Below are 14,338 nucleotides of genomic sequence, written 5' to 3' on the forward strand. Positions count from 1 at the left end.
CCCTCCACTCCCTGGTCCGCCAACCGGCCCCGCACGCCGGCCTGCCGGTGCCCCGCCACCGCATCGGCCCCGTCCTCCAGGCCCTCCACCACCTCCACCACGACCAGGGCCCGGAGGCCCTGTCGGCCCGGCTCGTCACGCTGGCGGACGCGCTCGCGGACTTCGCCGACGCGGGAGCGGCCGGCCCCGCCCGGGACCACGCCCGTGCCACGGGCCCCGTCGAGGCCGTCGAGGGCGTCTGGTGGGCCTCGCGGCTGCTCGCCGGAGCCCTGGACGGGATCCGCGACCTGAGGCCGTACCTGCCCGTCCTGCGCCGTCTCGCGGACCATCTCGGGTCGCGGCCCGGGGCCCAGGACGCCTTCCCCGCGTTCGGGGCCCGCTTCTGGGCGGGGCTGCGGCTGCCCGACGGGGAGCGGGTGGACCTGCTGCGGCGGCTGGTGCCCGCGGACCCGGCCCCCGGGGCGGGCGCCCCGCCCCGCTTCCTCGACGCCGTCGCCGGGCTGCTCGCGGCCGACCCGCGGGGCGTGCAGCCGCTGCTGTGCCGCTGGTTCGGGGACGAGCGGCCGCTGGCCGCCGCCCCCGGGGCCACCGTCGGCACCGCCGCGCAGGCCGTGCTGCACACCCACCGCGGGCTCGCCGTCGACGACCTGTGCGAGGCCCTGGTGGCCACCGCCCACCCGCTCGCCGAAGGGCTGCTCGGCGCGCTCGCCGAGGACGAGCCGGGCGCGCTCTGCCGGGCCGTCGACCGCTGGGCCCACGACGACGGGCGCCCCGAACGGCGCACGGCCGCCGCGGCGTACGGGCGGCTCGTCGCCCCGCGCCTCACGAGCGACGCCGAGCGGGCCACGCTGCGCTTCGCGGCCCTCGCCCTGCTCGCCCGGCCCGCCGACCGCGCCCTGCACGGGCCCGCGCTCGCCCTGCTCGTCCGCGACCCGGACTCCCGCGCCCGGCACCTGCCGCGCGCCCTCGCCGAGCCGTCCGTGCCCGTGGACGCGCTCGGCGCCGCCCTCACCACCCACCCCGAACCCGTCCTCGACGCCCTCCGCGGCCGCCTGCACGGCCACGAACCCGCGGCGGTCCTGCGGCTGCTCGCGGCCGTCCCCACGCCCCGTCTGGCGCGCCGCGCCGCCGAGCTCGTCGCCGAGTACGCCGAGCGGCACCCGGAGGGCGCCGCGCTGGTCGCGGCCTTCGTCGACACCCGGCTCGAAGAGGGGCCGGCGGCCCGCTGCGTGCTCCACCCCCTGGTCGTCCGGCTGCTCGCCGGGCCGCAGCCGGCCGTCCGCGCCGCCCTCGCCCCCGTCCTCGCCGCACCCGGCACCGGAGCCTCCCGTTTCCTGCGCGCCGAACTCCGTGAGGTCCTGTGCGCCGGGCCGCACGCCGTAACGAAGGTCACCTCACCCATGCCGATGCCGACGTGGCCGCATGCTCATGGCAGTCTTAGACCTGCGCCAACAGGCGTACACGCGGACTTGGGTACAGGCGGACGAGGAGCGGTCACAGTGCAGCGCTGGCGTGGCTTGGAGGACATCCCCCAGGACTGGGGGCGCAGCGTCGTCACCATCGGCTCCTACGACGGGGTGCACCGCGGGCACCAGCTGATCATCGGGCGGGCCGTGGAGCGCGCCCGCGAGCTCGGCATCCCCTCGGTCGTCGTCACCTTCGACCCGCACCCCTCCGAGGTGGTGCGCCCCGGCAGCCACCCGCCGCTGCTCGCCCCGCACCACCGGCGCGCCGAGCTGATGGCGGAGCTGGGCGTGGACGCGGTGCTCATCCTGCCGTTCACCTCCGAGTTCTCCCAGCTGTCCCCGGCGGACTTCATCGTGAAGGTCCTGGTCGACAAGCTGCACGCCAAGCGCGTCATCGAGGGCCCGAACTTCCGCTTCGGCCACCGGGCCGCCGGTAACGTCGACGTCCTGGCCGAGCTGGGCACCACGTACGACTACGACGTCGAGGTCATCGACCTGCGCGTGACCGGTGCGGCGGGCGGCGGGGACCCGTTCTCCTCGACGCTCACCCGGCGCCTGGTCGCCGAGGGCGACATGGCCGGCGCCGCCGAGATCCTGGGCCGCCCGCACCGCGTCGAGGGCATCGTCGTCCGCGGCGCCCAGCGCGGCCGCGAGCTGGGCTTCCCGACGGCCAACGTCGAGACCCTGCCGCACACCGCGATCCCGGCCGACGGCGTCTACGCGGGCTGGCTGACGGCCGCCGGCGAGCGGATGCCCGCCGCGATCTCGGTGGGCACCAACCCGCAGTTCGACGGCACGGAGCGGACCGTCGAGGCGTACGCGATCGACCGCGTCGGACTGGACCTGTACGGCCTGCACGTGGCCGTCGACTTCCTGGCGTACGTGCGCGGCATGCTCAAGTTCGACACCCTCGACGACCTGCTCGCGGCGATGGCCGACGACGTCAAGCGCAGCCGCGAGCTCACCGAGACGTACGACCGGGGCTGACGCCCTCGGCCGCCGGCCGACGAGCGCCTTCCCGGCCCGCGGACCGCACACGCCCCGGGACCGGGACACCGGCTCCCCGGGCCCGCGGACGCGGCCGCCCGGTGGGGCGCGGCGCGGCCGCCGACCGGGCGCACGGCCCCCCGCGCCGGCGCGCCCGTTCAGCCCCGCAGCGCCTCCCGTCCCGCCCAGTGGCAGGCCGCCGCCGGGTCCCCACCGCCGCCCAGGAGCGGGAGGTCCTCCGTACGGCAGCGGTCCGCGACCTCGGCGGCACGCCCCGCCGCGAGCACCTGGCAGCGGACGTGGAAGCGGCAGCCGGACGGGACGCGCGCCGGGTCCGGGGGCTCTCCGGTCAGCACCACGGGCTCGCCCCCGGACTCGGGCAGCACCGACAACAGCGCCTGGGTGTAAGGGTGCTGAGGATCCGTCAGGACGGACTCGACCGGGCCGGTCTCCACGATCCGGCCCAGGTACATCACCGCCACCCGGTCCGCGATGTTCCACGCGAGGCCCAGGTCGTGCGTCACGACCAGCGCCGACAGGCCCAGCTCGTCGCGCAGCCGCAGCAGCAGCGCCAGGATCTCGCCGCGCACCGACGCGTCCAGCGAGGCGACCGGCTCGTCCGCCACGATCAGCTCGGGTTCCAGGACCAGCGCGCCCGCGATGACCACCCGCTGCCGCTGCCCGCCGGACAGCTCGTGCGGATAGCGCAGCAGGAACCGCTCCGGCGGCCGCAGCCCCGCCCGGGACAGCGCCTCGCAGACCGCGGCCCGCTCGTCGCCCGCGTAGCCGTGGATGCGCAGCCCCTCCGCCACCGCGTCGTACACGGTGTGCCGCGGGTTCAGCGAGCCGCTCGGGTCCTGCAGCACCAGCTGGGCCCGCTTGCGGTAGGCCTTGAGCGCCTTCCCCGAGTACGCGAGCGGCGCCCCCGCGAACGCCACCCGGCCCCCGCTCGGCCGGACCAGGCCGAGCAGCGACCTGGCCAGCGTGGTCTTGCCGCACCCGGACTCGCCGACCAGGGCCACGATCTCGCCCGCGCCGATGTCGAGGTCCACCCCGTCCACCGCCCGCGCGGCCGGTCCGCCCCGCCGCCCCGGGAAGACGACCCGCAGCCCGCGCGCCGACAGCAGCGGCTCCGGCTCCGGCGTGCCCGTGCCCGCGCCCGTACCCGTGACCGTGCTCAAGTGGTGCTCCCCACGTGTACGCAGGCCGCCCGGCGCCCCGCGCCCGCGTCCCGCAGCTCCTGGTCCTGCTCCGCGCAGAGGTCCACCGCCACCGGGCAGCGGGGGTGGAAGGTGCAGCCGCCCGGCAGCCCCGCCGGGTCCGGCGGGTCGCCCGGCAGGCCGCGCGGGGCCCGCCGGGAGGCCGGGTCGCCGATGCGCGGGAACGCCCCGGACAGCGCCCGCCCGTAGGGGTGCGCGGCGGCCTCGTACACGGCCTTCGCCGGCCCCTCCTCGACGACCCGCCCCGCGTACATCACCGCGAGCCGGTCGCAGGTGTCGGCGAGCACGGCCAGATCGTGGCTGATCATCAGCAGCCCGATGTCCTGCTCGGCGACCAGCTGCTCGATCAGGCGCAGGATCTGGGCCTGGATCATCACGTCCAGCGCGGTCGTCGGTTCGTCCGCCACGATCAGCCGCGGATCGCAGGCCAGCGCCATCGCGATCATCACGCGCTGCCGCTGCCCGCCGGACAGCTCGTGCGGATAGGCGGCCGCCCGCGCGGCCGGCAGTCCCACGTGCTCCAGGAGCTCCCCGGCCCGGCGGCGGGCCGCCGCCGGAGTGGACCGGCCGTGCACGAGCAGCGGCTCGGCGATCTGGTCGCCGATCCGCCGGACCGCGTTCAGCGAGTGCATGGCGCCCTGGAAGACGATCGACGCGCCCGCCCAGCGCACCGCCCGCAGCCGCCCCCAGTTCATGGTGAGGACGTCCTCGCCGTCGAGCAGGATCTCCCCGGACATCCGCGCCGACGCGGGCAGCAGCCGCAGCAGCGCGAGCGCCATCGTCGACTTCCCGCAGCCGGACTCGCCGGCCACCCCCAGCTTGCTCCCGGCGGGCAGGCTCAGGTCGACCCCGCGCACGGCGGGGACGGCCGCCGCCCCCGACCCGTACGTCACGCTCAGGTTCCGTACCTCCAGAAGGGTCATCGACCCACCCCCAGCTTCGGGTTGAGCACGGCCTCCACGGCCCGCCCGCACAGCGTGAACGCGAGCGCGACCAGCGCGATGGCGATGCCGGGCGGGGCCAGGTACCACCAGTGGCCGGACGAGACGGCGCCCGCCTCCCGCGCGTCCTGGAGCATCCCGCCCCAGGAGACGACGGTGGGGTCGCCGAGCCCGAGGAAGGCCAGCGTCGCCTCGGTGAGGATGGCCGTCGAGATGCCGAGCGTGGTCTGGGCGAGCACCAGCGGCATGACGTTCGGCAGCACGTGCCGGGTCATCACGTGCCCGTGCCCGCCGCCGAGCGCGGTCGCCCGTTCGATGTACGGGCGGGACTCCACCGCGATGGTCTGCGCCCGCACCAACCGGGCCGTCGTCGGCCAGCTGGTCACGCCGATCGCGAGGACCACCGTCCACATCGAGCGGGACATCACGGTCGCCAGGACGATCGCGAGGACCAGCGTCGGCATCACCAGGAACCAGTCGGTGATCCGCATGACGACGGTGGAGAACCAGCCGCCGTAGTGCCCGGCGATGATCCCCACGAGGGTGCCGATGGCGACGGACAGGGTCGCCGCGAGCAGTCCGACGAGCAGCGAGATCCGCGCCCCCCACACCAGCAGCCCGAGCAGCGAGCGCCCGAACTGGTCGGTGCCCAGGGGGAACGCGGCGCTCGGCGGTTCCAGGGCCGTGCCCGGCGCGTTCGTCACCGACTGCACGTCGGCGCCGACGGTCAGCGGAGCGGTCAGCGCGAGCAGCGCGATCACGGCGAGCCCCAGCAGGCCGTAGAGGCCGGCCCGGTGGGCGCGGTAGGACTTCCAGAAGCGGGCGACGGTGCCGCGCCTGCGTTCCCAGGTCAGAGAGGTCATCGGCCCACCCGGGGGTCGAGCAGCGGATAGAGCAGGTCGGCGATCAGGTTCATCACGATCATCGCGCCGGCGAAGACCACGAACAGGCCCTGCACCAGCGGCAGATCGGGCACGCTCAGGCCCTGGTAGAACAGCCCGCCGAGCCCCGGCCAGGAGAAGACCGTCTCCACCAGGATCGAACCGGCGACCACGTGCCCGAGGTTGATGAAGACCATCGTCACCGTCGGCAGCAGCGCGTTCGGTACGGCGTGCCGGCGCCGTACGACGTCGTCGCGCAGCCCCTTCGCCCGCGCGGTGGTCAGGTAGTCGCCGCCCATCTCGTCGAGGAGCGAGGAGCGCATCACCAGGAGGGTCTGCGCATAGCCCACGGCGACCAGGGTCAGCACCGGGAGCACCATGTGGTGGGCCACGTCGAGCGCGTACGCGAAGCCGGTCTCGCCGGTGCCCGACTCCATGCCGCCGGTCGGGAAGAGCCCCGGGATCGGGCCCATGCCCACCGAGAACACGATGATCAGCAGCAGTCCGAGCCAGAACGACGGCACCGACCACAGGGTCAGCGCCACCCCGGTGTTGAGCCGGTCGCCGAGGCTGCCGTGGCGCCAGGCGGAGCGGGTGCCGAGCCACAGGCCGAGCGCCGAGTAGAGCACCACGGCCGTGCCGGTGAGCAGCAGGGTCGCGGGCAGCTTCTGGGCGATGAGCTCGCCGACCGGGGCGCGGAACTGGAAGGACGTGCCGAGGTCGCCGCTGAGCGCCTTGGCGCAGTAGTCGGTGAACTGCTGCCACACCGGCTGGTCGAGGCCGAACTGGTGGCGGAGCGTGGCCAGTTGCTCGGCCGAGGTCGGCAGCCCGTGGGTCATCGCCTTGACCGGGTCGCCGGGGATGATCCGGAAGAGGAAGAAGCTGGTGACCAGCACGGCGAGGAGGGAGACGGCCGCGCCGGCCACCTTCCCCGCCGCGTGGCGCAGATACGCGAGAGCGGTGGCGGACCGTGGTGCGCCGCCCTCCGTGGCGCGGACCGGTTCGGTCCGTGCCACGGAGGCGGGAGTGCTTGCGCTGGTCACGGGCTACTCGCGGTCGTCGGAGGTGGAGCGGCGGCGCATGCCCAGGAAGATCCCGATGCCGACGAGCACCACCACGGCGGCGCCGATCCCGACGATCACCCCGGTGGGGGAGGAGCCGGACGTCTCGTCGGAGGCCTGGGCGGCGGGTACGGCCGACCACCAGCTCCAGTAGCCGTCCTGGCCCCAGAGGTTCCCGGCCGCCTCGGGCATCGTCGTGATGGAGCGGATCTGGTCGGTGCGGTAGGCCTCCAGGGCGTTCGGGTACGCGATGACGTTCATGTACCCGGTGTCGTAGAGCCGCGCCTGCATCTGCTTGACCAGCGCGGACCGCTTGCCGGCGTCGTACTCGACGGCCTGCTGCGCGTACAGCGCGTCGAAGCGCGGGTCGCAGATGAAGTTGTCGGTGGCGCCGGAGTCCTTCGGGGTCGAGGGCAGCGCGCCGCAGGTGTGGATCGACAGGACGTAGTCCGGGTCGGGGTTGACCGACCAGCCGTCGAAGGCGAGGTCGTAGTCGCCCTTGACCCACGGGTCGGAGACGCTGTCGAGACACTCGACCTTCAGCCCGATGCCCAGCTTGCCCCACCACTCCTGGAGGTACTTGCCGATCGCCTTGTCGTTCGGGTCGGTGGCGTGGCACAGGATGCGGAAGTCGAGCGGCCTGCCGTCCTTGCCGACCCGCTTGCCGTCGCCGTTCTTCCGGTATCCGGCGGTGTCGAGGACCTGCGCGGCCCTGGCGGGGTCGTACCCGCGCTTCTGCCCGGCGGAGGGCTGCCAGAAGTACGAGCCGAACCGCGGCGGGATGTAGCCCTCGCCCTCGACGGCGTGGCCCTGGAAGACCTTGTCGACGAGGGTGGCGCGGTCCACGGCGAGGAAGAGCGCCTTGCGCACCTCCGGGTCGAGCAGCGCCTTGTTCCCGTTGCCGAAGGTCTTGCCGTCCTTGGCCCGGGCGCCCGGGTTGGTGGCCAGCGCGAAGAAGCGGCGGCCCGGGGCGTCGTTGACCTTGATGTCCTTCTGGGTCTTCAGCGCGTCGGCCTGGGCCGGCGTCAGGTTCGGTACGAAGGACACCTCGCCCTTCTGGAGGGCGGCGACGGCCGCGTCCCCGTCCTTGTAGTACTTGAAGACCAGCTCGTCGAACTTGGGCGCCCCGCGCCAGAAGTCCTTGTTGGGCTTCAGCTTGATGTACTGGTCGACCTTGTAGTCCGTGATGACGAACGGGCCGTTGCCGACGATCGGGAACTGCCGGTCGTTGTTGAACTTGGAGAAGTCGGAGACCTTCTCCCAGACGTGCTTGGGCACGATCGGCACGTCCAGCGCCGTCATCGTCGCCTGCGGCTGCTTCAGCTCGATGACGAGGGTCTGCGGGTCGGGCGCGCTGACCTTCTTGAAGTTGGCCGTGAAGCTGCCGTTGGCCGTCGCCGCGTTCGGGTCGGTCATCATCTTGTCGAAGGTCCACGCCGCGTCCTCGGCGGTGGCCTGCCGCCCGTCGGACCACTTCGAGTCCTTGCGGATCGTGTACGTCCAGGTGAGTTTGTCCGGCGAGGACTTCCACGCGGTCGCGAGGCCCGGGACGGTGCGCGCGTCCTTCGGGTCGTAGTTGGTCAGGTACTCGTAGGCCAGCCGGTGGATGCTGGTGGAGACCAGCTTCTGGGCCAGGAAGGGCGACAGGGAGTCGACGCTCTGCGAGACGGCGACGGTGAGCGTCGTGCCGGAGCCCGCCTTGCCGTCCTCCGCCCGCGCGGCCTGCGCCGCCTGCGGGACGGCCACGAGCGAGGCGGCGGCGACTCCGCCGGCGACGAGGAGACGGAGAGCTCTGCGGGTGGGTGCCGGACGGGGTGGAGCCTTCGTGACCATGACCATGGGACGTGACCTCGCGTCGGGATGCGTGCGTCGTGGGAAGTGCCGTGGATCTTGGGCTGACGATGGATGAAGCGAAGGTGTATCAGCGGTGGTCTGCCGTCGTCAACGATGTCTCAAACCCCGTGTGGGCTGCGGGAATGCCAAAAGGCCCCGTACCGGAACACCGGTTCGGGGCCTCATTGGTCTACTCCTGTGACGCCTTACTGCTGAGGGGCTGGCGGCGCCTGCGGAGGCTGCTGCTGCGGCCAGTTGGGCGGCGGGACCTGCCCCTGCGGGTCGGTCTGCGGCGGGAGCGGCTGCGCCGGCGGCTGCTGCCAGCCCTGCGGCACCGCGGGCTGGCCCGGCTGCGACCCGTACGCCTGTCCGGGTGCGGGCGGTGCTCCGTACGGCTGACCCGGCTGTCCCGGCTGCGGGTAGGGCTGACCCGGGTACGGCTGGCCCGGCGCGGGCTGCCCCTGCTGCGGGTAGGGCTGCTGGGGCGGGTACGGCTGACCGGGCATGGGCTGACCGGGCATCGGCTGGCCCGGGGCGGGCTGGCCCTGCACCGGCTGGCCCGGCATCTGGTGGCCGGGCATCGGCGGGGCCATGTGCGGGGGCAGCCCGCCCTGACCGTCGCCGGTCCACAGCCCCTGCGCCTGCTGGGCCCGTACGAAGTCCTCGGCCACCATCGCCGAGAGGTGGAAGTACGCCTCACGGGTCTTCGGCCGCATCATGTCGAGGTCGACCTCGGCGCCCGCGGCCAGGTGCTCGTCGAACGGCACCACGACCACCCCGCGGCAGCGGGTCTGGAAATGCTGCACGATGTCCTCGACCTTGATCATCTTGCCGGTCTCGCGGACCCCCGAGATGACGGTGATCGAACGCTGCACCAGCTCCGCGTACCCGTGCGCGGAGAGCCAGTCGAGGGTCGTGGAGGCGCTGGAGGCGCCGTCCACGGACGGCGTGGAGATGATGATCAGCTGGTCGGCCAGGTCGAGCACCCCGCGCATCGCGCTGTACAGCAGACCGGTGCCGGAGTCGGTCAGGATGATCGGGTACTGCTTGCCCAGGACGTCGATCGCCCGCCGGTAGTCCTCGTCGTTGAAGGTCGTCGAGACGGCCGGGTCCACGTCGTTGGCGAGGATCTCCAGGCCGGACGGCGCCTGCGAGGTGAAGCGGCGGATGTCCATGTACGAGTTGAGGTACGGGATCGCCTGCACCAGGTCGCGGATGGTCGCCCCGGTCTCGCGGCGCACCCGGCGCCCGAGCGTGCCGGCGTCCGGGTTGGCGTCGATCGCCAGGATCTTGTCCTGCCGCTCGGTGGCCAGGGTCGCGCCGAGCGCGGTGGTCGTCGTGGTCTTGCCGACGCCGCCCTTGAGCGAGATGACCGCGATCCGGTAGCAGGAGAGCACCGGCGTCCGGATCAGCTCCAGCTTCCGCTGCCGCTCCGCCTCCTCCTTCTTGCCGCCCAGCTTGAACCGGGCCGAAGCGCCGGGATTGCGGCTGGACTTGGCCTTCTGCTTGTTGTTGCGCAGCAGCCGGTCGGAGGAGAGCTCGACGGCCGCGTTGTACCCGAGCGGGGCACCCGGCACGGACCGCTCGCGCTGGTCGTGCGTCACGGGCGTGGGCCACGCGGCCCCGGTCCGGGGGTCGACCGGCGCGGGCGGCACGACGTAGTCGGGCGGCAGGCTCCCCGGCTGCGGGGCCTGCGGCGGCACGGGCGCGGGCGGGCCGTCCTGCGGCTGCGGCTGACCGGGGTGCGGGAAGCCGTAGCCCGCCTGCGGCGGCTGGGCCTGCCCGGGGAACGGCTGCGGCTGGCCCGGCTGCGGGAACCCGTAGCCGCCCTGCGGCGGCTGGGGCGCCTGCGGCGGTACGGGGGCGGGCGCGGGCTGGCCGCCCTGGGGCAGCGGCTGCGGCTGACCCGGGTGCGGGAAGCCGTACCCACCCTGCGGCGACGGGGCCTGCCCGGGGAAGGGCTGCGGCTGGCCCGGCTGCGGGAAGCCGTAGCCACCCTGCGGCTGCGGCTGCTCGCCGACCGGGGGCTGCGGGAAGCCGTAACCGCCCTGCGGCGGCTGCGGCGGCGCCGGGACCGGCGGCGCGGGCCAGGACGCGGCGGCGGGCAGCGGCGCGGCGGGCGGCTGCTCGGCCGGAGCCGTCTGTGCGGGCCACTGCGGCGCGGGCGCGGGCGTCGCGGGCTGGAACGAGGGCGGCAGCGGCGGCAGCCCGGTGCTCTGCGGCGGTACGGGAGCCGCGCCGGGCCCGGGCTGGGCGGGCGGCAGCCCGGGGCCGGGCAGGAGGTCCTGCGGCTCGGCGGGCGCGGGTGCGGCGGGCGGGAGGCCTTCGGAGGGCGTGGGCGCCACCGGCGGCAGGCCCTCGGAGGGCGCCGGCCGGACGGGCGGCGGACCGGCGACGAGGTCTTCGGGGGGCGTGGCGTCCCGCACGGCGGCCGGGGCGGGCTCGTCGGCGTCCTGGACCGGCGGGACGGCCTCGGCGACGGCGGGCTCCTGGGCCTCGGCCTCCGGCGCGGCCGCTGGCTCGGGCTCCGGGGCGGTGGCCGCGTCCTCGGCCGCCGCCACGGGCGTCTCGTCGGCACCGTCCGGCGCCGCCTCGGCGTCCGTCCTGACGGCCTCGCCGCTCGGAGCGGCCTCGTCCGGGGCCTCGGCGACCGGCTCCGCGGCGTCCGTGACCGGCTCCGGGACGTCCGTGCCCGTTGTCACCGGCTCAGGCGCTGCCGCCGCGGCCTCGGGCGCCCCGTTCGTGTCCATGGACGCGACGGGTGCGGCGACGGGTGCGGCGGCGGGCGTGGCGACCGGGGTCTCGGCCGGGGCCGGCTGGCCCGCGGCCTGGTCGCGCTCCGCCATCTCGCGCTTCAGCGCGGCGGGGGAGAAGCGCATGGTCGCACCGCTCTCCACGTCGCCACCGCCGAACGGCGCGGGTGCCACGGGCTCGACGTGTGCGGGTGAGACGGGTGCGGGCGGGATCGGGGCGGGAGCGACCGGCGCCACGGGCGCAGGCATCGGAGCCGGAGCCGGAGCCGGAGCCGGAGCCGGAGCGGGGGCCGGAATCGGTGCGGCGGGCGGGGGCGTAGGCGTCCAGGTCGGCTCGAAGCCGCCGCCCGTCGGGAGGCCGGGCACCGCGACCGGCGCGCCGGTCGGCGGGGGAGGCGTGGGCGCGCCACCGGTCGAACCGCCCGACGCGTTCTGGGTGTACCAGGCCGGAGGGGTGTAGTCGATGGTGAACTCACCCGTCATCTCGGCGGCGTCCGCGTCGGACTGATCGTCGACGGGCGGGTTCCAACCCCCGTTGATCTCGTCCCGATCGCCGTTCACTTTGCCTCCTGGTGTGGTCGCGCACCCTTGTGCCGTCGTGGGCGGGCCTTTCCCACCCTAAACGCCAACCGTGCCCGTCGGGCAGGGCCGACGGCCCCCCGCCGCGCCCCGCGCGGAACACGCCCGGGCCCCAAGTGACCCACGCGTACCGGAGCGTGAAACCCCCGGTGAATCAAACCCATATATAAACGGACAGCTTGGGCTGTTTCGCCAGCCCGTCCCGCCCTCGTCGGACGCTCAGTCCATCCGCCGCGCGCTGCCCAACAATCCGGTCTCGGCGTCCGTCGCCTGCGTCATCACGAACTGGCGGTCGTTCGGCGTGCACCACAGGGTCACGCCGTCCGCGAGCGTCGACAGGGCTTCCGACTCGGAGCGCTGCAGGCCCATGATGCGCCCGATCTGCGTGGCCTCGTCAGGGGAGACCCGCTGGACCCCGACCAGTGAGGACTTCTCCAGGAGCCGCGGGGCCACCGGGCTCAGATAGGGGAGCAGGGTCACGACGGACTGCCAGGGCCCGGACACGACCCGGCCGCGCGGCGGCCGCATGCCGCAGTCGCGGATGACGACCACGGGGCTGCCTGCCGAGGCGCCCTGGGGCGGGACCCGGCCCACGTCGTGCAGGGTGATGCAGGGCTGTCCGCCGCCCGCCGCCTGGGCGAGCGCCGTCCACGCCTGCCCGCGGCCGGTCTCCACGGCGATGCGCGCGCCGGTGGCCGCCGCCCGCAGCGCCAGCACCTGCGCGGTCCACAGACCGCCGATGAGCGTGACGTCGTACGGACTCGGCCGGTTGATGCCGAGCACGGCGGGCCGGCCCTCGGCGTCGACGCCGACGACCAGGCCGTCGTCGCCCACCGGCAGGGCCAGCGCCCCGAGTTGGTCGAGGGGGACGGAGTGGCGGTCCCGGCGCGGCCCGATCAGGCCGAAGCCGAAGCGGGGCTTGGTGCCCCGCCCCGTACGCCGTCCGGCACCGCGCGCACCGCTGCCGGCGGCCCGCCGCGCGGGCGCCCCGGCCGGGCGTCCGCCGGACACCCCGGGACCCGCGGCGCCGGGCATCCCCGGCACACCGCCGCCCGCCACGGGGCCCTGCCCCATCGGCTGGCCCGCCATCTGCCCGGGCTGACCCACCGGCTGACCCGCCGGCCGGCCCGAGGCCGATCCGTTCGTCGGAGTCGTCATCAGCGCGCACCCCCCAGCGGCAGCGTCGCCAGCATGCCCGGGACCTGTTCGCGGTCGAGCCGCACCAGCCCCGTCTTCACGCCGCGCGCCGCGCGCTCCAGTTCGTGCCGGGCGGCCACCAGTTCCTCGTCGCTGCGCCCGGTGATCCGTACGTGTCCGGTGACCGTCACCTCCTGACGGTCACCGCCGCTCAGCGTCAGACTGAACGTCGTCGCCAGCGCGGGCAGCGAGGTCAGCAGCGCCACCAGCTGGGGCATCGAGGCCCCCGCGCCGCCCGCGCCGCCCAGCTGGGGCCAGCGGCCCACCCAGTACGTCGTGTGCCGCCGGTCGTCCACGCGCCAGGTCCGCGCCGTCTCCTGGGTCCGCCGCGCCTGCGCCTGCCCGCGACCCGCCTGCGCTATCGCCATCGGGCTGGCGCAGGTCGAGGTGGCGAGCGCGGCGGTGAGCTCCTGCTCGGTGAGGACGGTGGCCCGGAACCCGGCGCCGGCCAGTCGGCTCGCCAGCTGGTCCACCGCCCGCACGAGGCACTTCTGCGCGCCCTCGACGCCGCCGCCGCGCGCCTCCACCGCCTCCGGGCACAGCTCCGGGTCCAGCTTGAGCGCGATCCAGGTGATGCGCAGCGCGGGCGAACCCGTCTGCGCCTGCAGCGGCGCGTAGTTGCGGGTGGCCATCGCCTGTGCGGGCAGGTGCGGCGCGGGCGCCGGCTGGGTGTGCTGCACGATCTGCGCCGACTCCAGTCGGATGCCGTCCACCGACAGCACGTCGCGGACGAGCCCGACCGGCAGCGGCCGCGCCGAGCGGTCCGGCCGCAGCGCCGTGGCCTCGGACTCGACCCGCACCACCGCCGTGAGGAAGGTGCCGTCGCCGATCATCCCGACCGGACGCCGGTCGCGGTCGCTGTACGCGTAGGTCCGCAGTGCCGGGTCGCACTCGACGACCGGGGCGAGCCCCGGCTCGGTGCCCTCCGGCACGGTCAGGGAGCCCGCCCGACGGGTCCGGGCGCGCAGTGCGAGGAAGGTGGAGAGCCACTCCGGCAGCGAACGCCGGTGCCTGCGCACCACGGCGAGCAGCACGAGCAGCGCCGCGACCACGCCCGCGGGGACCAGCATCAGCTTGTCGACGACGGCGGCCACGAGCAGCAGAGCCGCCGCGACCTCGATCAGTACGAGCTGTTGCAATCGGAACGCACCGAAGTGTCCCGGACGCGCCTGGAGGCGCGGTGAGACCGAGGACGGAACGGACGAACCGGGCCCCGGAGAAGGGGAGACGGAGGGCGTGGAAGAGGACGCGGCGGCAGAAGGCCGCGCCCGCGTCGCGGAAGCCATGATGGAGAATCCCCCTCAATTCATCCCGATCGCCCTGGCCGGCCAGGCCATTGGCGGCTGGATCACCCTACCCGCCCCACGAGCACGGGCGGACAGCAGGCATAGTAGGGGGCCGGTCCGACGGCCGGGGCCCG

Annotated in this window: 9 protein-coding genes; 1 reads left to right on the forward strand and 8 read right to left on the reverse strand. The window is 74.9% G+C overall.

The window, feature by feature from the left end; translation table 11 throughout:
• Nucleotides 1–1,499: 1,499 nt before the first annotated feature.
• The gene (locus tag OG309_RS27580; protein ID WP_329428564.1) at nucleotides 1,500–2,453 is read left to right on the forward strand and encodes a bifunctional riboflavin kinase/FAD synthetase; all 954 of its coding nucleotides are present in this window, start codon (nucleotides 1,500–1,502) and stop codon (nucleotides 2,451–2,453) included.
• A gap of 158 nt (nucleotides 2,454–2,611) precedes the next feature.
• Here OG309_RS27580 and OG309_RS27585 read toward each other — a convergent pair whose 3' ends face one another.
• The 8 genes from OG309_RS27585 to eccE all read right to left on the reverse strand — a co-directional run bounded on the left by OG309_RS27585 (nucleotide 2,612) and on the right by eccE (nucleotide 14,204).
• The gene (locus OG309_RS27585; RefSeq protein ID WP_329424739.1) at nucleotides 2,612–3,634 is read right to left on the reverse strand and encodes an ABC transporter ATP-binding protein; all 1,023 of its coding nucleotides are present in this window, start codon (nucleotides 3,632–3,634) and stop codon (nucleotides 2,612–2,614) included.
• Nucleotides 3,631–4,596, reverse strand: coding sequence for an ABC transporter ATP-binding protein (locus tag OG309_RS27590; protein WP_329424740.1), 966 nt, complete (start codon nucleotides 4,594–4,596; stop codon nucleotides 3,631–3,633). The genes OG309_RS27585 and OG309_RS27590 overlap by 4 nt, the downstream gene beginning before the upstream one ends.
• The gene (locus OG309_RS27595) at nucleotides 4,593–5,477 is read right to left on the reverse strand and encodes an ABC transporter permease (protein WP_329424741.1); all 885 of its coding nucleotides are present in this window, start codon (nucleotides 5,475–5,477) and stop codon (nucleotides 4,593–4,595) included. Before OG309_RS27595 ends, OG309_RS27590 begins: the two co-directional genes overlap by 4 nt.
• The gene (locus OG309_RS27600) at nucleotides 5,474–6,538 is read right to left on the reverse strand and encodes an ABC transporter permease (RefSeq protein ID WP_402546712.1); all 1,065 of its coding nucleotides are present in this window, start codon (nucleotides 6,536–6,538) and stop codon (nucleotides 5,474–5,476) included. The genes OG309_RS27595 and OG309_RS27600 overlap by 4 nt, the downstream gene beginning before the upstream one ends.
• Before the next feature lie 3 nt (nucleotides 6,539–6,541).
• Nucleotides 6,542–8,389: an ABC transporter substrate-binding protein gene (locus OG309_RS27605; protein WP_329428565.1), complete on the reverse strand. Its 1,848-nt coding sequence runs from the start codon at nucleotides 8,387–8,389 to the stop codon at nucleotides 6,542–6,544.
• 206 nt (nucleotides 8,390–8,595) lie between these two features.
• The gene (locus OG309_RS27610; protein WP_329424745.1) at nucleotides 8,596–11,703 is read right to left on the reverse strand and encodes an SCO5717 family growth-regulating ATPase; all 3,108 of its coding nucleotides are present in this window, start codon (nucleotides 11,701–11,703) and stop codon (nucleotides 8,596–8,598) included.
• 237 nt (nucleotides 11,704–11,940) lie between these two features.
• Nucleotides 11,941–12,756 carry a hypothetical protein gene (locus OG309_RS27615; RefSeq protein ID WP_329428567.1) on the reverse strand — a complete coding sequence of 272 codons (816 nt, stop codon included), beginning with the start codon at nucleotides 12,754–12,756 and terminating at the stop codon, nucleotides 11,941–11,943.
• A 122-nt stretch (nucleotides 12,757–12,878) separates the two neighbouring features.
• A complete protein-coding gene (eccE, locus tag OG309_RS27620; RefSeq protein ID WP_329424747.1) occupies nucleotides 12,879–14,204 on the reverse strand; it encodes a type VII secretion protein EccE in 1,326 nt (441 codons plus the stop codon).
• Nucleotides 14,205–14,338 lie beyond the last annotated feature (134 nt).

It is taken from the genome of Streptomyces sp. NBC_01268, assembly GCF_036240795.1.
Taxonomy (GTDB): Bacteria; Actinomycetota; Actinomycetes; order Streptomycetales; family Streptomycetaceae; genus Streptomyces.